This window comes from Nocardioides sp. CPCC 206347, from assembly GCF_048654605.1.
GTDB lineage: Bacteria > Actinomycetota > Actinomycetes > Propionibacteriales > Nocardioidaceae > Nocardioides.
In genome coordinates, this window is the sequence record NZ_JBMCYZ010000006.1 from 258,608 (window position 1) to 275,457 (window position 16,850).

Consider the following 16,850-nt stretch of genomic DNA (forward strand, 5'->3'; position numbering starts at 1 on the left):
GCGCCGGGGAGCAGCCGGGTGGGCCGCAGGAGTCGCTCACTCTAAGACAAGTAACTTGAGTAAGTTAATCGGGGTTGATGGACCCGATGGTGGTGACAAGGAAGGCAGGCGCGAGGTCATTCCCTGATGTGACCGGGCAGACATTCGAGCTCTCGAAGTCCCGGCCCGAAAATCCCGTTGTGTCAGAACGGGAGCCGACCTACCGTTGTCGCACACGGGAAAGGAGGTGGTCCGAAGAATGATTTCTTTGAGGACGCGTGAGGTGGCTGCCCGCTAGCAGCCCACAGCAGAACCGTTTGGGCTGCTGGTGAAAACAACGCAGCCACCCGACCCGCAGGTGCACCGGGACGTCCCCCGGTCAGGTCCACCGGACCACGCCTGCGGGTCGCTGCGTTTTTGCCACGAGCCCGACGTTTCCGTTGCTCGCGGCCCTCCGGAGCGACGGAAACGTCGGGCTCGGCGACTCAGTGCTCCCGTTGCCAGCGGAGGAACCGGGCGCGCTGCCACGGAGTGAGGGCCCGGCGCCGTGCCACGGTGTGGGTCGACACCCAGCCGTCCGGTGGTGTCGCTGTCCATCTGCGTACGCCCGGGATCGCGCGGGCGCGCTGGCGAGCGTCGACGGTGCGCTGGATGAAGTCCGTCGTGTCCCCGAGATCGGCCGCGACCATCTCGACGTACTCCAGCCCGGCCCTCCGGAACACTCCTTCACGCCGGATGTCCTTGGCCCGCTGCTGACCCGCAAGGTGCAGCGGGCCGTCGTACTCGCCCGCGACGCCCAGCTCGAGGTCGAGAAGGTCGGGTGTGCCGAGGAAGCGTCCTTCGAGATCGAACACGGGTCGGTTGCAGACGATCGTCCTGATGCCGATGTCGAGCCAGCACAGACGCATGGCGGTCTCGGCCGGTGACCAGCAGTTCTCGTCGGCAAGGGCGATGGTCGTCCGCAATCGAGTCACCCAGCGGGCACCGGCCAGACGCTCGGTCCAGGCCTCCATCTCGGCGAGGGAGACCAGGTCCGCGGCGCAGGCGCGGTCGACGACGGCGACGGCGTCCACCAGTGATGGTGCGTGGAGCACTTCGAATGCCGTGGATGCGCATGGCGTCGTCAGGGTCAGGCCGTCGACCTCGACCAGCGCCCTGCGCAAGTACGCCGCCTCGGTGAGCCTGACGCCGCGGCGGGGGCGGAGTGAGGAGGGTGGAACCGCCAGGGGCACGGGTAGGTCGACCCGGCCACGCATCCCGTCGAGGTGGCGCGCGCCCGACCAGCGCAGCGCGGCCCAACCGGTGAGCGCCCCGCCCGGCGGCAGCAGGGCGGCCGCCGTGACGATCCGTTGATCGGTGGCGAGCGTCGGGTCGAGGTCCGCGGGCAGGTACAGGCCGCGGGTTGCCCTGACCCACCCGCGGCCCCTGGCCTGGGCCTCGGTCGGACCGTCGCGCCCGCTCGGGTCGAGCGCGACCGGCCAGACCAGTCCGGGTCGGCCGGGGCCCACCGCCGGGGGCCTCATGTGACGAGTGCGGAGCGTCATGGCTCCCAGCCTGTGCGACATCGCGGGCCCCTGCGGAGCTCGTCCACAGGGCGCGTCGGCGTCGCGGGATCGAGCCCGACCTTTCCGTTGCTCGTGGCCCTCCGGAGCGACGGAAACGTCGGGCCCGGGCTTCGAGGGCTTGGTCTCTCGAGGCACAGAAAGTTGCCACCGACAACCATTCTGGATTATGGTTGACGAATGGCAACCAATCACACCGCTACCGCGGAACCGGGCCAGATGACCCACCGCGAGATCATGGAGGCCCTGACCGGGCTCCTGCTCGCCATGTTCGTGGCGATGCTCTCCAGCACCGTGGTGAGCAACGCCCTCCCCGCGATCGTCACCGACCTCCACGGCAGCCAGACCGGCTACACGTGGATCGTCGTCGCGACGCTGCTCACCATGACCGCGACCACCCCGATCTGGGGCAAGCTGGCGGACCTGTTCAGCAAGAAGCTCCTCGTCCAGGTCGCCCTGGTCATCTTCTCCATCGGCTCGGTGATCGCCGCCCTCGCGCCCAGCATGGGCGTGCTGATCGGCGCCCGCGCGATCCAGGGCCTCGGCATCGGCGGCCTGACCGCGCTCGTCCAGGTCGTCATCGCCTCGATGGTCTCCCCGCGTGAGCGGGGCCGCTACAGCGGCTACATCGGCGCCGTCTTCGCGACCGCCACCGTGAGCGGCCCGCTGCTCGGCGGCCTCGTCGTCGACAGCCCCCTCGGCTGGCGCGGCTGCTTCATGATCGGCCTTCCCGTGGCGGCGCTCGCATTCGTCGTACTGCAGAAGACGCTGCACCTGCCGGTGGTCAAGCGCGAGGTCAAGATCGACTACGCCGGCGCGACCCTGATCATGGGCGGCATCAGCCTGATCCTCGTCTGGGTCAGCCTGGCCGGCACCAACTTCGACTGGGTCTCGGGTACGTCGGCCGCACTCGTCGCGGGCAGCGTGGCCCTCGTCGCGGCGGCCCTGTGGGTCGAGTCCCGCGTGGCCACCGAACCGGTGATCCCGCTGCGCCTGTTCCGCGACCGCACCACCGCGCTCGCCACCGCGGCGTCCGTGATGATCGGCGTCGCCATGTTCGGTGCGACGGTCTACCTCAGCCAGTACTTCCAGCTCGCCCGTGGCATGAGCCCCACCGAGGCCGGCCTGATGTCGATCGCGATGGTCGGCGGCCTGCTGGTGTCGAGCATCGTCAGCGGCCGGGTCATCTCCGAGACCGGTCTGTGGAAGCGGTGGCTCGTCGGCGGCATGGTGCTGGTCGTGGTCGGGATGGCACTGCTCGGCACGATCGACGCGCACACGGGCCTGTGGGTCGTCGCCGGCTACATGGCGGTCATCGGTGTCGGCCTCGGCGCCACCATGCAGAACCTGGTGCTCGCCGTGCAGAACAACACTGCGCCGGCCGACCTCGGCGCGGCCAGCTCGCTCGTCGCGATGTTCCGTTCGATCGGTGGCTCCGTCGGTGTCGCCGCGCTCGGCGCGGTGCTCGCCCACCAGGTCACGGGCGGTGTGAAGGACGGCCTCCTCGCCCTGGTCAAGTCCGGCAAGGTGACCCCCGAACAGCTCGCCACGATGGAACACTCCACCGGCGACATCCCCGACCTCGCCAGCCTGCCGCTGCCGATCCGCGCGCTCTACGAGAACTCGTTCGGCGACGCCGTCGGGCACCTCTTCTGGGTGTCGGTACCGTTCACGATCGTGGCGTTCCTCTGCATCCTGTTCATCAAGGAGGTGCCGTTGCGCACCACCACCGGGGCGGTCGAAGAGTCCGAGCTGGAGGTCGCGCGATGACCACCAGGCTGGGCAGCGAGCGCGTCGAGGCGCTGAGCGAGCTCGAGACCGAGGTCGGTGTGCTGATCCGCAGGATCCGCCGCGTCATCGGCGAACGGGCTCGCGCCGTGCACCCCGACCTGCTGCCGGCGTCGTACCTGATGCTCTCCTACGTCCGCGAGCACGGACCGCTGCGGGCCTCCGCGATGTGTGCGGTGTTCGACATCGACAAGGGCGCCATCAGCCGGCAGGTGCAGCACCTGATCGACCTGGGGCTGGTCGACCGCCAGCCCGACCCGGAGGACGGCCGGGCGACATTGCTGACCATCAGCGACGAGGGCGAGTCCCGCCTCGAGGGCGTCGCGTCCGAACGCCGCGAGCTCCTCGCCGAGCGCCTCGGCGACTGGTCGGCCGACGAGGTGAGGGCGTTCTCCGCGTCGCTTCGTCGCTACAACGACGCCCTCGGGATCCCGGCCGACCGCTGAGTCAGGTCGCGTGGTTCAACGCAGCCAGACCGCCGTGTCCGGTGGCAGCAGGCCGTCGATGAGCGGTCCGCTGCTGATCAGCACCTCGCCCTCGGGCAGCGCCTTGGGGTACGTGCTGGTGTTGAGCAGCACGGTCACGCCCGCCCGTCGTACGACGAGCATCTTGCCCTCCGTGGTGGCCTCCGTGGTCTCGTCCGCGCCAGCGAAGACCTCGCGGCGTGCGGCCAGCGCGCGGCGGTAGAACGCCAGAGTCGAGCCGTCGTCGTCCTGCTGGGCCGCGACGGTCAGGTGCGCCCAGTCGGGGGGCTGGGGGATCCACGGCTGGGAGCCCTCCGCACCCCCGAAGCCGTACGGCGGCGCGGACCCGGACCACGGCAACGGGACCCGGCAGCCGTCGCGCCCGGGCTCACCGGTGCGGAACCAGGAGGGGTCCTGGCGCGCCTCGGGCGGCACGTCGACCTGCTCGAGTCCGAGCTCCTCGCCCTGGTACAGGTAGGCCGAGCCGGGCAGGGCGAGCATCGCGAGCGTGGCCGCGCGGCCACGGGCGAGACCGACCGGCCCGCCGCCGTACCGCGTGGGATGGCGGATCACGTCGTGGTTCGACAGCACCCAGGTGGGGGCGGACGCGGCGGCGCCGACCGCCGCGATCGAGTTGTTCACGACCTCGGCGAAGTCCTTCGCCTTCCACGGCGTGCCGAGCCAGCCGAAGTTGAAGGCCTGGTGGAGCTCGTCGGGGCGGATGAAGAGCGCCATGGACTCGGCGGTCTGGGTCCAGGCCTCGGCGACGGCCATCCGTTCGCCGGGGTAGGAGTCGAGGACCTTGCGCCAGCGGCGGTAGACCTCGTGCACCTCGGGCTGCTCCCACATCGGCTCGTCCCGCAGGACGCGCTCGACCATCGACTCGGCGGCCTTCTTCTTCCCCTTGTTCGCCTTCTCCTGCGTTGGCTCCGGGCGCACCTGGTCGCGAAGCGACGCCTCCTTGTAGAGGCCGTGCGCAACGTCGACCCGGAAGCCGTCGACCCCGCGGTCGAGCCAGAACCGCAGCACGCCCTCGAACATGTCGCCGACCTCGGGGTTGCGCCAGTCGAGGTCGGGCTGGGAGGTGTCGAAGAGGTGGAGGTACCAGCTGCCATCAGGAACGCGCGTCCACGCGGGTCCGCCGAAGATCGAGTTCCAGTTGTTCGGCGGCTCGCTCCCGTCGGCGCCCCGGCCCTCGCGGAACAGGTAGCGCGCCCGCTCGGGCGAGCCCGGCGCGGCGGCGAGGGCTGCCTGGAACCACGCGTGCTGGTCCGAGGTGTGGTTCGGGACCAGGTCGACGATCACCCGCAGCCCGAGCTCGTGCGCGGTCTCGAGCAGTACGTCGGCATCGGCCAGGCTGCCGAAGAGTGGATCGACGTCCATGTAGTCGGCGACGTCGTACCCGTGGTCCTTCTGGGGCGAGGTGTAGAACGGCGTGATCCACAGGGCGTCGACGCCGAGGTCGCGCAGGTACGGCAGCCGCGACGTGATGCCCGGGAGGTCGCCGATCCCGTCGGCGTCTCCGTCATGACTCAGCTCGTCGGCGAAGCTGCGGACGTAGACCTGGTAGACGACGGCGTCGCGCCACCAGGGGACGGGCGTCGATGTCATCGGAACTCCTCGGGGTCGACGGCGATCCAGACGTGTTCGGCCGTGGCGACGACGTCGCCGATCTCGCCGTAGATCGTGGCGGCCGTGAAGGTCTTGCGCCCGTCGACCCGGAGCTGCTCTCCGACGATGACGTAGCGCTCGGAGGTGCGCGGCAGGCGGCGGACCTCGGCGGTGATCCGGCCGAGCACCGACGGCCGTCCCTCGAGGTCGCTGGACCAGCCGCCGGGGCAGTCGAGCGCTGCCCAGGTCAGCGCCACGTTGCTCTCGTACGGCGACCAGGTGCTCGCCACGCGACCGTCCTCGGGGGAGGTCCGGGCCACGGCGGGCAGCGGGCCGGCGAAGATCCGCAGCCCGTCGCCGGGGCGGCGATCGGTGCCGCAGACGAAGCAGCGCCGGAACGGGTGCTGTCCGTGGCCGCGGAATGCCGCCTCCGCCACGGCGGCGACCCCGACCGGGACCGGTGCGACCGTGGCCGGGGTGAGGTCGGCGTAGATGGCATCGGCGACCGGGCGACCGTCATGGGTCAGCGTCGCTCCGGCGGCCGTCGCGGTGAGCTGCATCGGCGTCTCGAGCGGCGGCGGTTGCCGCAGGGTCACAGTGACGGGGCGACCGATCCCCTGGCCGGGGAGCGTGGCCGCGAGCGCGCCGGCGACCCAGCCTCCGTTGCCGGAGCGGGGCGGACCGTTGAAGCGGCGGGGGACAGCGAGCGTGGTCACGCGCCAAGCCTGCCACCCCCCTATAGGACACCGGCAGCGTGGCGGGAGACGTCGGCGGCAGCTTGCTGCCCCCCTGCGCCGGAGACATGCTCGGTCAATAGGACAGAATGGTTTCGTGAGCGATCTCATCGACACCACCGAGATGTACCTCCGCACGATCTACGAATTGATCGAGGAGGGCATCACGCCGCTGCGCGCCCGTATCGCCGAGCGCCTGCACCAGAGCGGACCGACGGTCTCGCAGACGGTCGCCCGCATGGAGCGCGACGGCCTGCTCACGGTGGAGGGCGACCGCCACCTCGAGCTCACCGAGGACGGCCAGCGCCTCGCGACCCGCGTCATGCGCAAGCACCGCCTCGCCGAACGCCTCCTCGTCGACGTCATCGGCCTGGACTGGGAGCTCGTCCACGAGGAGGCGTGCCGCTGGGAGCACGTCATGTCCGAGACCGTGGAGCGCCGCCTGCTGAAGCTCCTCAACCACCCGACCGAGTCGCCGTACGGCAACCCGATCCCCGGCCTTGCGGAGCTGGGTGAGGAAAAGGTCGGCGAGACCTTCATGGCCGGCGTCGAGCCGCTCTCCAAGGCCGCCGGCCCGGAGGTCTCCCGCGCTCTGGTCCGCCGCATCTCCGAGGAGATGCAGAAGGACGAGGCGCTGATGAGCGCCATGCGTCGCGTCGGCGCGCTGCCCGACAAGACGATCACGATCCAGGCCACCGCCGACGGCGTGCTGGTGGGTTCCGGTGGCGAGACCGCCGAGATCTTCCCCGAGGCCGCCGACCACATCTTCGTGAAGCGGCTCTGACCCTCAGGTCGTCCTGACGGCTGCCAGCCGCCCCAGCCACTCACTGGTGCCCTCGGCAACCAGGTGGGTGGCCAGTGCGTCGCCGCGGGTCGGCCCGCGGTTGACGATCACCACGGGTACGTCGCGCTGCGCGGCACGCCGCACGAACCGCAGCCCGCTCATCACGGTCAGGCTGGATCCGGCAACCAGCAGCGTGCCGCCCGCCTCGGCGAGGGCCTCGACCGCCGCGTAGCAGCGTTCGACCCGGTCCTTCGGCACGTTCTCGCCGAAGAACACGACATCGGGCTTCAGCAGGCCGCCGCACTCCTCGCACGGGGGTACGACGAACCCGGCCGTCTCCTCGAGGGCGACATCGCCGTCCGGGCGGTTCGCCACCTCCGCATGCCGGGCGGCCCAGCCGGGGTTGGCGCGCTCGAGTCGTTCCTGCAGCGCGATCCGTGACGTCGTACTCCTGCAGGAGAGGCAGACGACGTCGGCGACGCGGCCGTGCAGGGCAATCAGGTGCGGGGTGCCGGCGGCCTCGTGGAGGCCGTCGACGTTCTGGGTGATGACCAGGTCGGCGCCGAGCGCTGCGACGGCAACGTGGCCGGGGTTGGGGGTGGCGTGGCCCATCCGGGCCCAGCCGAGGTGGCTGCGCGCCCAGTACCGCTGGTGGGCGGTCGGGCTGGCGACGAACTCCTGGAAGGTCATCGGCATCCGCGCCGGCGCGTCCGGGCCGCGGTAGTCAGGTATGCCCGAGTCGGTCGAGAGCCCCGCGCCGGTGAGAACCACCAGTCGTCCGCGCGCACACTGCTCGAGGGCGGCCTCAGCCGTAACGGAGCTTGGCACGTTCGCGGGCCTTCGCGGCCTCGACCTCGCGGTCCTTCGGAGGCGCCGCGCTGACGAGGTCCTCCAGCAGGTGCTGGGTGATGTGGGCGATCTCGGCGACGGCCTTGTCGAACGCGGCCTGGTTGGCCTGGCTCGGCCTGGTCGATCCGCTGACCTTGCGGACGTACTGCAGGGCAGCGGCCGTCACCTCGTCGTTGGTCGCCGGCGGCTCGAAGTTGTGGAGTGTCCGGATGTTGCGGCACATGTTCCGAGCCTACGCCGAGCCGGGGGCGCACAATGACCCGATGAGATCTCGGATCGGGACGGTGTCGGCCATCCTCGCGGCGAGCCTGCTGCTCGGTGGCTGCGGGGGAGAGGACGACCCGGAGGGCGGGCGCGATGCGGCCAGCCGGCCGACGACCACGACGGGGACGACGAGCGCCGCGCCCAGCCAGGAACCCTGGCAGTCCCTCGACGGCCCCCTGAGTCGCTGCGGACCCCAGCCCGCCGACGTGGCCGACGCGGGGTTCACGCCGACGGTGCTGCAGGACGAGCGGATCGGGAAGGTCAGTGCCGTGAGGGCCGGGACCGGGCCGACGGTCGCGATCCTGCTCCACCAGACCGACGGCAACGGCCTGTGCGGCTGGTTGCCGTACGCCGCCGACCTCCTTGCCGAGCCGGGCGTCCAGGTGCTGGCGATCGACCTGTGCGGGTACGGCGAATCGACCTGCAACGGTGGCCGGCGGTCGGGGCCGGGGCAGGCCGACGCGGTCGGCGTGGCCGTGCGCGAGGCGCGGACCGGACTGGGGGCGACCCGGGTGGTCGTGGTCGGCGCATCGATGGGCGGCAGCGTTGCCCTGATGGCGGCGGCGAGTGACGCGAAGATCGATGCGGCCGTCGACCTGTCCGGCCCGGTGGACTGGGCCGGCATCGAGGTCATCGACGGTGGGCGCGCGCTCCGGGTCCCGGTCCTGGTGTCGATGGCCGACGACGAAGGCGAGGAGGCGGTTGCCGGGTCGCAGTCGATCGCCGACCAGGCACCGGCGGGCAGCCGGTTCGAGCCGGCCGAGTCCGGCCACGGCTACCGGCTGCTCCTCGACGGCGACGCCCTGCCCGCCGCGCTCCACGAGGCGGTCGCCGCCTGGATCCGCGGCCAGCCCACCTCCTAGAGCTCGAAGAACTGCGCGTCCTCGCCGGTCACCACCACCACCCGGCCGTCGGGCATGGGCAGCGCGCGGACGTCGTCCACGTCGTCGCCGTACTCCACCTGCTGGAGGCGCTCGTGGAGCTTGCCGTCCTTGACCTTGACGACGGAGACGTAGCCGATGCGACGGCTCGTGTACTTCTCGAGCACCGTCAGCGCCGTGCGCTCGTCAGGCAGCCAGGTGAAGGCGCGCGGGTCGAGGCCGGCGCGGGCGGTCGTGTCGGGGCCGTAGTTGTGGATGTCCATCCGCCGCACGTGGGTGACGTCGCGGACGTTGAACAGGCCGATCTGGGCACCCCAGCCACCCTTGCCGTCAGGGCCTTCACCGACCCCGATCATCCGGTTCGGGCCGAGCGGGTGCAGGTACGACGAGAAGCCCGGGATCTTCAGCTTGCCGAGCAGCCTGGGCTTCGCGGTGTCGGTGAGGTCGACGGCGTACAGCGGGTCGACCTGCCGGAACGTCACCATGATCGCCAGGTCGTCGAACCAGCGCATGGACTGGATGTCCTCGTTGCGGCCGAGGTTGTCGAGGCGGCCGTGCTCCACGAGCTCGTCGCCGTCGCGCTCGAAGGTGACGATCGAGTTGAAGTTGCCCGTCTCCTCCGTCGGCCCGACGGCCACCCGCAGCACGCCGTCGGCCTCGTCGATCGACCAGCGGTCGCGGATCGCGCCCTCGACCTCGCCGGACGCGACGTGCGTGGCCTGCTTGCCGTCGAGCTCGAAGTCGAAGAGGTACGACGACCCGCCGCCCGTCGGCTGGATGCGCAGGTCGCACACGTCGCAGCGCGGCAGGCCGCCCCAGCCGCCGCTCGTGGCGAGGTAGAGGTGGTCCGCGGACTCGTAGGCGATGCCGGTCTGGCCGGCCAGGCCGATCGCGTCGACCTTGTCCGGGGACCCGGCGTCGAAGCCGACGACGCTGGTGGTGTCGAGGGCGAGCTCGTCCGAGGGGATGGCGACATTGGTGCAGTCGAGCAGCTGCTGGGTCTTCGCGTCGTCACCGTCGCCCGAGGTGATCGTGGGCAGCCAGTCCTCGATCTTGGAGTCCTCGACCAGCTTGCGGTTGTGCTTGAGCGCCTCGTTGTCGCTGCGCTTGCCGCGCGGCTCGACGAAGTCGAGGTCCGGCAGCCCCGAGGACAGCACCATTCGGATGGTCGAGCCGTGCTGGCGGGCCGAGGACAGGGCTGAGTCGTAGGTGACGTCGTGGGTGATCTCCGGTTCGGCCGGTTCGGCGAGCGAGATGGTCAGCACGCGCGTGCCGGTCGGCTGGGCGTACCCGTAGCCGTACTTGTCGCTCGGACGCACGTCGGCGTCGTCGTCGGCACCGATCGCGACGACGGTGTCGCCGCTCAGCAAGATCTCGGCATCCTCCAGGCCGGGGAGGCCGATCCGGCCGAGCTTCTTCGTGGAGGAGCCGGTGACGTCGTACACGAACAGGGCGTCGTCGCGGACCAGGGTGAGGACCTTGCCGTCGGTCTTGGCGGTGTCCGGCTCGTCGACCGCCATCTCCTGGACGTTGGTGCCCGTCTCGCTGCTCTCCTGGCGGGAGGTTTGGGGGGTGGTTTCCCGGTTGAGGCTCTTGTACGACTGGCTCGCGGCGCCGCTGACACTGTCCTTGACCACGTCGCCGAGCTCACGCAGGCCGTTGCCGTAGTAGACGGGACCGCCGCCACCCCAGCCGTACGGACCGACCAGGTCGAGCGCCCGGTCGATGTAGGCCTGCAGCAGGTCGTCGCAGTCCTTCGCCGGCTCGAGGTCGGCCTGGAACGCCACATGGCTGGGCAACGCCTCGGTGCCCGGCGGGTTGCCGCCACCACCGGAGCCGTCGTCGACGAGGGTGCCGGTCAGGAACGCCCCGGCCAGGCCGGTCACGGCAGCCGCCGTCAGCAACGGGCGTACGACGATCCGCCGGCGGTGCTGCTGGTCCTTCGTCGCCGCGGCGAGGATCGCTCCGGTCGGTGCCTTGCCGGTGGGGTAGTCGTCCCAGAGGTTCTCGAGGTCGGTCATTTCTTCGTCCCTCCGGACAGGTCGAGGAGGTGGTCGTTGGAGGCCAGGTGGGCGAGCGCGCGGGACAACCGGCTCTTCACGGTGCCGGGCGGCACGCCGAGGGCTTCGGCGGTCTGCTTCTCGGTCAGCTGCACGAAGTACCGCAGCACCACCACGTCGCGGTTGGGCTTGGTCAGGGTCCCGAGCGCACGGTGTACGGCGTCCGCGACGGCCACCCGCTCGGCGGCATCGCCCCCGAGGGGGCGGTCGCTGCGTTCCAGGGAGCGCGGGTCGTCGTACTGCCGGTCCTTCCACCATCGCGTGCGGCGGGTGTCGCGCAGGCAGTTGAGGAGCATCCGGTAGACGTAGGCCTCGCGGTTGTCGGCGGAGCTGACCCGGTCCCAGCCGGTGTAGCAGCGGACCAGGGTGGTCTGCGCGAGGTCCTCGGCCTCGTGCGGCCGCGCGCCGAGGAAGATGGCCGCCCGCACCAGGGTCGGCCAGCTCTGCTCGACATAGTCGGCGTAGACCGCTTCGGTCTCGGGATCCACATGTGCTCCGTCGTTCTGCCCAACCTGGGTGCTGGTGCTGAACCTATGACGGCATCACCCCGGTGCGAGGTTCCATCGGGAGTGGAAGACTCCCGACATGGCTTCCTCCACACGCCCTTACGACATCGTCCTGTTCGGAGCAACCGGCTTCACCGGCGGCCTGACCGCCGACTACCTCGCCGAGCACGCGCCCAAGGACCTGCGCTGGGCGCTCGCCGGCCGCAACGAGAAGAAGCTCGAGGCGGTCCGGTCCCGGCTGGCAGGGGTGAATCCCGCGCTGGCCGACCTCCCGCTGCTCGTCGCCGACGCGGCGGATGCCGCGGCCCTGGCCGAGGTCGTCGCCACCACCCAGGTCGTCGCTACGACCGTGGGCCCCTACATCGAGTACGGCGGCCCGCTGGTCGCTGCGTGCGCGGCCGCCGGCACCGACTACGTCGACCTGACCGGTGAGCCGGAGTTCGTCGACCGCACCTACGTCGAGCACAATGCCGCGGCCGAGGGCTCCGGCGCACGGATCGTGCACTGCTGCGGCTTCGACTCGATCCCGCACGACCTCGGTGCGTACTTCACGATCAAGGAGCTCGCCAAGGAGGTCGGCGGCGAGCTGACCGCACCGGTCGAGATGCGCGGTGTGGTGCGCTCGAAGGCCGGATTCTCCGGCGGCACCTTCCACTCGGCGCTCACGGCGTTCTCCCGCGCGCGGCAGATGAAGGAGGCCTCCGGCGCCCGTCGCAAGATGGAGCCGCGGCCCGAGGGTCGCCGTTCGCGTGCGAGTGCCGGACGGCCCCGCCGCGACAGCGAGCTCGGCTACTGGCTGCTGCCCCTGCCGACCATCGACCCGTTCGTGGTGGCGCGCAGCGGGGCAGCCCTGCCGTCGTACGGCCCTGCGTTCACGTACTCCCACTTCGCGGGCACCAAGACCCTTCGCTATGCCGCAGGCGGCGCCGTCGGCGCGAGCGGACTGGCCGTGGCCTCGCAGGTGCCGCCGCTGCGCAACGCGCTGCTCAAGCGGGTGCCGCAGGGTGAGGGTCCGTCGGCCAGCCGTCGCGAGAAGTCCTGGTTCACCGTCGACTTCGTGGCCGAGAGCGCCGGAACGTCGGTGCGGACCCGCGTCTCCGGCGGCGACCCCGGCTACACCGAGACGGCGAAGATGCTGGCCGAGGCCGCCCTGTGCCTGGCCCTGGACGACAACCCGAACGTGTCGGGCCAGGTCACCACGGCCACGGCGATGGGCGACAAGCTGCTCGGCCGTCTCGAGCGGGCCGGGATCAGCTTCGAGCGCCGCTGACGCTTCCGTACGACCCACGAAAATCGACAACGGCCGACCGGGTGATCCGGTCGGCCGTTGCCGTCGTGTGCTGTGTCCCCACTTCTCAGCAGACGATCATCGGGTGGCGCCACCCATCCGACGGCGGGCGAGCAGTGAGCCCGCCGCGGTCACCACGCCGCCACCGGCGAGGACCCACGCGAGGTTGAGGCCCTCGTCGTCGGTCGAGCCGGTTCCGGCGTCGATCCGGTTCGGGAGCTGGACGTCCTCGGTGCCGCCCACCTCGTCGGCCGGGTCGTTCTGGTCGGCCGGGTCGTTCTGGTCGGCCGGGACGTCGTCTCCGGGCACGTCCTCCGGGTTGTCGCCCGGCTCCGGGTTGGTCAGGTCGTCCGGGCCCTCGGGGCGGGGCTCGTCGTCGTCCTCGGGGTTGGTGATGTCGCCGGGGCCTTCGGGCTTCGGGTCGTCGTCGTCCTCCGGGTTGGCGAGGTCACCGGGGCCCTGCGGCTTCGGGTCCTCGTCGTCCTCCGGGTTCGCGATGTCGCCCGGGCCCTGCGGCTTCGGGTCCTCGTCGGGCGTCGGGTTGGCGATCTCGCCGGGGCCCTGCGGCTTCGGGTCCTCGTCGTCATGGGGCTGGGCGATGATGACCGGGCCGGGCTCGAAGCCGTCGGCGTGAGCGGTTCCGGCGAAGCCGCCGAAGGCGATGGCGCTGGCGGCGAGCGGGGTGGCGATCAGGACGCGGAGCGCGGTGCGGGTGGTGGTGTTCATGGTGTTCTCCTCAGGTTGGCTGGGCCCTTGCGGAGCCCGGTGGCTTGGTGTTCTTGGTGGTAGGAGCACGCCGGCCTGAGGACCTTGCAGATTTTCTGGAGAACTTTCCGGACTTCTTCTTCCGGGGCATCCGGGCCCCCGCACCACTGCCGCAACCGCTACAGGAACTGCACCGGGTCGAACTCCTCGATCGGGATGATCCGCACGCGCGGCAGCCGTTCGTTGAAGGCCTGCACGTCGTACTCGAGGTCGTAGAAGGCGAGTCCCTGGTTGGCGAGCTGCAGGAAGGCGTTGTTGCGGAACTCCGCGAACCCGACGACACCGACCCGGCGGCTTCCGTCCAGCAGGTCGCGGATCTGGTCGACGAAGTCGCCGTCGTTGCTGACCAGGAGTACGTCGGCGTCGCGGTTCTTCAGCTCGACCAGCGTGCGCTGGATGGCGATGTCCACGACCTTCTCGCCGGCGTCACCGGACAGCGGGATCGGGCGGTACCCGATCGCGATCAGCGCCTGCACGAACGACATCGGGAGCTCGTTGTTGGCGGCCAGGAAGAACAGCCCGTTCGCCGGCTTGTCGGCGCCCTCGCTCGCGAACTGCAGCAACCGCTCCCAGCGCGGGCGCTCGTCCGGGCGCGGTCGCCGTCCGAGGATCGACTGGCCGAGTGTGGCGTCGATGTTCTCGCCGTCGACCAGGACGTACGTCGTGCGCGGGGAGTCGTCCATGTCCTGAGACTAGGGCGTGGCCTCGACCTCGGTTCCTGAAAACGCTGATCGGCGCGATTCGCATCAACCAGGTTGATGCGAATCGCGCCGTTGTTCGTCCGTCGTGTCAGCTCAGCGCTTCGGTCGAGGCCAGGTGCGCGTAGACGACCGTGTTGTCGGGGTAGCCGGATGCGGTCCGCTTGCCGCCGCAGGTGATCAGGCGAAGCAGCGGCTCGTCCGTGTCCGGCCAGATCTTGTCGTAGGGCAGGTGCTCCTTCGGTACGTCGTCGACCTCGTCGACCACGAACGTCGCCACCCCGTCGGCGCGGTGGATGCGGATCACGTCGCCGGGCTGCAGCTTCGCCAGGTCCCAGAACACATCGGGGCCGTCGGGGCCGTGGACGTGGGCGACCACGACGGCACCACCGGGCTCGCCCGGCCGCGGGCCGGGGCGGTACCAGCCGGCCTTGCCGAAGTCCGGGGTGTCGAGCGACCCGTCGGCCTTGAGGCCGCGGCCGGTCAGCTTCTCGTCCACGTCGATGGCGGGCACCTCGAGCCGGGTCGGTACGGCGACCCGCACCGCCGGCGCCGGAGCCGCGGGTACGACGGGCGCGGGTGCGTCGTCGGCGAAGACCGCCGTCACGGGCGGTGGGGTGGCGGGCTGCGGCTGGGTGAGCTCGACGATGCCGAACGTGCCGGCGGTCAGTCCGGCGAGCATGCCGATCACTGCCACGATCCGGGTCAGTCGTGCCTTGATGCCCATGACCTGTCCTCCTGCGTTGAGTGCGTACGCAGGTAGGAGCAGGTCGTGGGGCGAACCTTGCAGGTTTTCGCAGATCAGCCCGGGCAGGGGTTGAACGTGAAGGTCCGGGACCTCGTGCTGCGGAGGCCGGCGCTGTCGGTCGCGGTGAAGGTGACCTTCACGTTGCCACCGACGGGGACGGGGATGATTGCCTTCCAGCGCCCGTTGTCGGGTGTGGCCGATGCCTGGCCGCTGGTCGCCCCGGACCAGGACACCTTCACCGAGCGAACGCCCGAGCCGTCGGTGACCGTGGCCGAGACCGGGACACTGCAGTCGGTCGCGGACGCAGTGATCGTCCCGATCACGGGCGGCCGGTTCACGGTCAGGCTGACCGTGACCAGCACGGTGCCCCCACTCCAGGTGATCGCGACCTGCCCGCTGTGCGCGCCCTCCGAGAGCCCGGACCGGCTGGCCCGGATCCGCAGCGTCGTCTCCGCACCGGGGTCCAGGGACCCGGAGCCGGTCGAGACCGACAGCCACTTCACGCGCGGCTGCGCGGTGAAGTCCAGCGCGGTGCCGCCGACGTTGCTCAACCGGGTCGTTCCCGACGTGCCGCTGGTGCCCAGGCGGATGGACCGGGTCGAGACCTGGAGGTCCGCGGGGGCCGCGATCGTGGGTGCCTCGCTGGTGGCGGAGCTGGACGGCTCCGTCGGTGAAGGAGCGAACTTGGTCGGCATGCCCGAGGCGGTCACCGTGGGAGTGGGCGTGGCCGGTTCGGTGGCAGGCGTCGTCGGTGCCGCGCTGGTGGGGCTGTCGACACCGACCAGGTCGCCGTCGCCGTCGGGCCACAGGACCAGGGCCGCCGTACCGCCGAGGGCGAGCAGCAGCACGATCAGGCCGACCAGCAGGGCGCGGCGCCTGTCGCCCGAGTCGTCCTGCGGCGGGACGACCGGAGCCACAGGAGCGGCCGGTGCGTCGACGTAGTAGGAGACGAGGCGCTCGTCGTCGAGCACCCGGTCCTTGAGGGCCGCCGGGGCGGCGAAGGCCGGGACGCCGGCCAGCAGGGCCAACGGGCTGACCATCAGCTTGCGGCGGCTCTCGCACACGTCGCAGCCGTCGATGTGGCGGGCGACGCGCTTGCGGATCAGCGGCGAGAACCCGCCGTCCCAGTCCTTCAGCAGCTCGGCGAGGTCGTCGCACTCGTCGCTCCCGCGGCGGGCGATCAGCAGTGCGCCCAGCGAGCGCTCGACCTGGTCGCGGACCCGGCTCAGCATCACGTAGGCGTTGGCGGGGGTCACGTCCATGGCCGCGGCGAGCTCGGTACCGTCGAGGCCCTGGCGCAGGTGCAGGTCGAGGAGCGCGCGGTCGCGGTCGTTGAGGCCCTCGGCCGCTGCCCAGACGAGCTCGCTGAGCTCGGCCTGGACGTCGTCCTGCACGACCTGCTGTTCGGGTCCGTTCGTCTCGTCAGGCATGGCTTCCAGCCATTCGTCGTCGTGGGCCAGTCGCCCGCGGCCGCGCAGCGTGCGCAGGCATTCGTTGCGTACGACGGAGTAGAGCCACGGTCGCAACCGACTCGCGTCGCGCAGCTGCCCGAGCTTCTCCGCCATCACCACGAACGAGTCCGCCACGCAGTCGGAGGCTTCCTCGCGGTTGCGGAGCATCGAGAACGCGAAGTCGTAGAGCCGGTCGGCGTACTTCTCGTAGACGCCGGCGAACGCAGCCCGGTCCCCGGCGAGGACGCCGGCGACGAGGTCCACGTCGTCCGTCGACGCACCCGAGGAGTTCATGGCGCGATCCTAGGGAAAACGGACGCGCTGCGGCTCGATTGCACATCGGTCCCCTCGGGTTCTCGTGCGGCATGGACACCTGTGAGAGCGTCGGGCGGCCGCGATCTTGCAGTTTTTTGCCGAC

16 protein-coding genes are annotated in these 16,850 nt (G+C 70.9%); 5 read left to right on the forward strand and 11 right to left on the reverse strand.

Annotated features, from left to right (window positions below; translation table 11 throughout):
• Positions 1–464: 464 nt before the first annotated feature.
• The gene (locus tag ACOACQ_RS20570) at positions 465–1,523 is read right to left on the reverse strand and encodes a hypothetical protein (protein ID WP_420289189.1); all 1,059 of its coding nucleotides are present in this window, start codon (positions 1,521–1,523) and stop codon (positions 465–467) included.
• 198 nt (positions 1,524–1,721) lie between these two features.
• On the opposite strand from ACOACQ_RS20570, the gene ACOACQ_RS20575 reads away from it, so the two are divergent.
• Both ACOACQ_RS20575 and ACOACQ_RS20580 read left to right on the forward strand, forming a co-directional pair.
• Entirely contained in the window at positions 1,722–3,311 is a 1,590-nt protein-coding gene (locus ACOACQ_RS20575; RefSeq protein WP_378602624.1) for an MDR family MFS transporter, read from the forward strand.
• A complete protein-coding gene (locus tag ACOACQ_RS20580; protein WP_420289190.1) occupies positions 3,308–3,775 on the forward strand; it encodes a MarR family winged helix-turn-helix transcriptional regulator in 468 nt (155 codons plus the stop codon). The genes ACOACQ_RS20575 and ACOACQ_RS20580 overlap by 4 nt, the downstream gene beginning before the upstream one ends.
• Positions 3,776–3,790: 15 nt before the next feature.
• Here the strand turns inward: ACOACQ_RS20580 and ACOACQ_RS20585 are convergent, their stop codons facing one another.
• Positions 3,791–5,404, reverse strand: coding sequence for an alpha-amylase family glycosyl hydrolase (locus ACOACQ_RS20585; protein ID WP_420289191.1), 1,614 nt, complete (start codon positions 5,402–5,404; stop codon positions 3,791–3,793).
• Positions 5,401–6,120 (reverse strand): hypothetical protein, encoded by a 720-nt coding sequence (locus tag ACOACQ_RS20590; RefSeq protein ID WP_420289192.1) that lies wholly within the window; start codon positions 6,118–6,120, stop codon positions 5,401–5,403. The genes ACOACQ_RS20585 and ACOACQ_RS20590 overlap by 4 nt, the downstream gene beginning before the upstream one ends.
• Before the next feature lie 115 nt (positions 6,121–6,235).
• Here ACOACQ_RS20590 and ACOACQ_RS20595 point away from each other — a divergent pair, with 115 nt between their 5' ends.
• A complete protein-coding gene (locus tag ACOACQ_RS20595) occupies positions 6,236–6,922 on the forward strand; it encodes a metal-dependent transcriptional regulator (RefSeq protein WP_378602615.1) in 687 nt (228 codons plus the stop codon).
• 3 nt (positions 6,923–6,925) lie between these two features.
• On the opposite strand, the gene ACOACQ_RS20600 is transcribed toward ACOACQ_RS20595, so the two are convergent.
• Both ACOACQ_RS20600 and ACOACQ_RS20605 read right to left on the reverse strand, forming a co-directional pair.
• A complete protein-coding gene (locus ACOACQ_RS20600; RefSeq protein ID WP_420289193.1) occupies positions 6,926–7,750 on the reverse strand; it encodes a Sir2 family NAD-dependent protein deacetylase in 825 nt (274 codons plus the stop codon).
• A complete protein-coding gene (locus ACOACQ_RS20605; protein ID WP_420289194.1) occupies positions 7,728–7,994 on the reverse strand; it encodes a DUF2277 domain-containing protein in 267 nt (88 codons plus the stop codon). The genes ACOACQ_RS20600 and ACOACQ_RS20605 overlap by 23 nt, the downstream gene beginning before the upstream one ends.
• Before the next feature lie 40 nt (positions 7,995–8,034).
• Here ACOACQ_RS20605 and ACOACQ_RS20610 point away from each other — a divergent pair, with 40 nt between their 5' ends.
• Positions 8,035–8,898: an alpha/beta hydrolase gene (locus ACOACQ_RS20610; RefSeq protein WP_420289195.1), complete on the forward strand. Its 864-nt coding sequence runs from the start codon at positions 8,035–8,037 to the stop codon at positions 8,896–8,898.
• On the opposite strand, the gene ACOACQ_RS20615 is transcribed toward ACOACQ_RS20610, so the two are convergent.
• Entirely contained in the window at positions 8,895–10,937 is a 2,043-nt protein-coding gene (locus tag ACOACQ_RS20615) for a beta-propeller domain-containing protein (protein ID WP_420289196.1), read from the reverse strand. The two genes, ACOACQ_RS20610 and ACOACQ_RS20615, sit on opposite strands and share 4 nt — an antisense overlap.
• A complete protein-coding gene (locus ACOACQ_RS20620; protein WP_378602598.1) occupies positions 10,934–11,464 on the reverse strand; it encodes a SigE family RNA polymerase sigma factor in 531 nt (176 codons plus the stop codon). The genes ACOACQ_RS20615 and ACOACQ_RS20620 overlap by 4 nt, the downstream gene beginning before the upstream one ends.
• A 97-nt stretch (positions 11,465–11,561) precedes the next feature.
• On the opposite strand from ACOACQ_RS20620, the gene ACOACQ_RS20625 reads away from it, so the two are divergent.
• Positions 11,562–12,752, forward strand: a complete 1,191-nt coding sequence (locus ACOACQ_RS20625; protein ID WP_420289197.1) for a saccharopine dehydrogenase family protein — start codon at positions 11,562–11,564, stop codon at positions 12,750–12,752.
• A 96-nt stretch (positions 12,753–12,848) separates the two neighbouring features.
• On the opposite strand, the gene ACOACQ_RS20630 is transcribed toward ACOACQ_RS20625, so the two are convergent.
• The 4 genes from ACOACQ_RS20630 to ACOACQ_RS20645 all read right to left on the reverse strand — a co-directional run bounded on the left by ACOACQ_RS20630 (position 12,849) and on the right by ACOACQ_RS20645 (position 16,726).
• On the reverse strand, positions 12,849–13,496 hold the full coding sequence (locus tag ACOACQ_RS20630; RefSeq protein WP_420289198.1) for a hypothetical protein: 648 nt from the start codon (positions 13,494–13,496) through the stop codon (positions 12,849–12,851).
• Positions 13,497–13,654: 158 nt separating this feature from the next.
• Entirely contained in the window at positions 13,655–14,218 is a 564-nt protein-coding gene (locus ACOACQ_RS20635; protein WP_378602586.1) for an NYN domain-containing protein, read from the reverse strand.
• Between the two features lie 106 nt (positions 14,219–14,324).
• Positions 14,325–14,960, reverse strand: coding sequence for a sortase domain-bontaining protein (locus ACOACQ_RS20640; RefSeq protein ID WP_420289199.1), 636 nt, complete (start codon positions 14,958–14,960; stop codon positions 14,325–14,327).
• Between the two features lie 74 nt (positions 14,961–15,034).
• Complete coding sequence (locus tag ACOACQ_RS20645) at positions 15,035–16,726, reverse strand: sigma-70 family RNA polymerase sigma factor (RefSeq protein WP_420289200.1); 1,692 nt, start codon at positions 16,724–16,726, stop codon at positions 15,035–15,037.
• Between the last annotated feature and the right edge of the window lie 124 nt (positions 16,727–16,850).

Bases quoted from the DNA above. Each gene is read 5' to 3' on its own strand.
- ACOACQ_RS20645 (WP_420289200.1), bottom strand. From the start codon at position 16,726: ATGAACTCCTCGGGTGCGTCGACGGACGACGTGGACCTCGTCGCCGGC.
- ACOACQ_RS20615 (WP_420289196.1), bottom strand. From the start codon at position 10,937: ATGACCGACCTCGAGAACCTCTGGGACGACTACCCCACCGGCAAGGCA.
- ACOACQ_RS20570 (WP_420289189.1), bottom strand. From the start codon at position 1,523: ATGACGCTCCGCACTCGTCACATGAGGCCCCCGGCGGTGGGCCCCGGC.
- ACOACQ_RS20580 (WP_420289190.1), top strand. From the start codon at position 3,308: ATGACCACCAGGCTGGGCAGCGAGCGCGTCGAGGCGCTGAGCGAGCTC.
- ACOACQ_RS20610 (WP_420289195.1), top strand. From the start codon at position 8,035: ATGAGATCTCGGATCGGGACGGTGTCGGCCATCCTCGCGGCGAGCCTG.
- ACOACQ_RS20625 (WP_420289197.1), top strand. From the start codon at position 11,562: ATGGCTTCCTCCACACGCCCTTACGACATCGTCCTGTTCGGAGCAACC.
- ACOACQ_RS20630 (WP_420289198.1), bottom strand. From the start codon at position 13,496: ATGAACACCACCACCCGCACCGCGCTCCGCGTCCTGATCGCCACCCCG.
- ACOACQ_RS20575 (WP_378602624.1), top strand. From the start codon at position 1,722: ATGGCAACCAATCACACCGCTACCGCGGAACCGGGCCAGATGACCCAC.
- ACOACQ_RS20640 (WP_420289199.1), bottom strand. From the start codon at position 14,960: ATGGGCATCAAGGCACGACTGACCCGGATCGTGGCAGTGATCGGCATG.
- ACOACQ_RS20635 (WP_378602586.1), bottom strand. From the start codon at position 14,218: ATGGACGACTCCCCGCGCACGACGTACGTCCTGGTCGACGGCGAGAAC.
- ACOACQ_RS20605 (WP_420289194.1), bottom strand. From the start codon at position 7,994: ATGTGCCGCAACATCCGGACACTCCACAACTTCGAGCCGCCGGCGACC.
- ACOACQ_RS20585 (WP_420289191.1), bottom strand. From the start codon at position 5,404: ATGACATCGACGCCCGTCCCCTGGTGGCGCGACGCCGTCGTCTACCAG.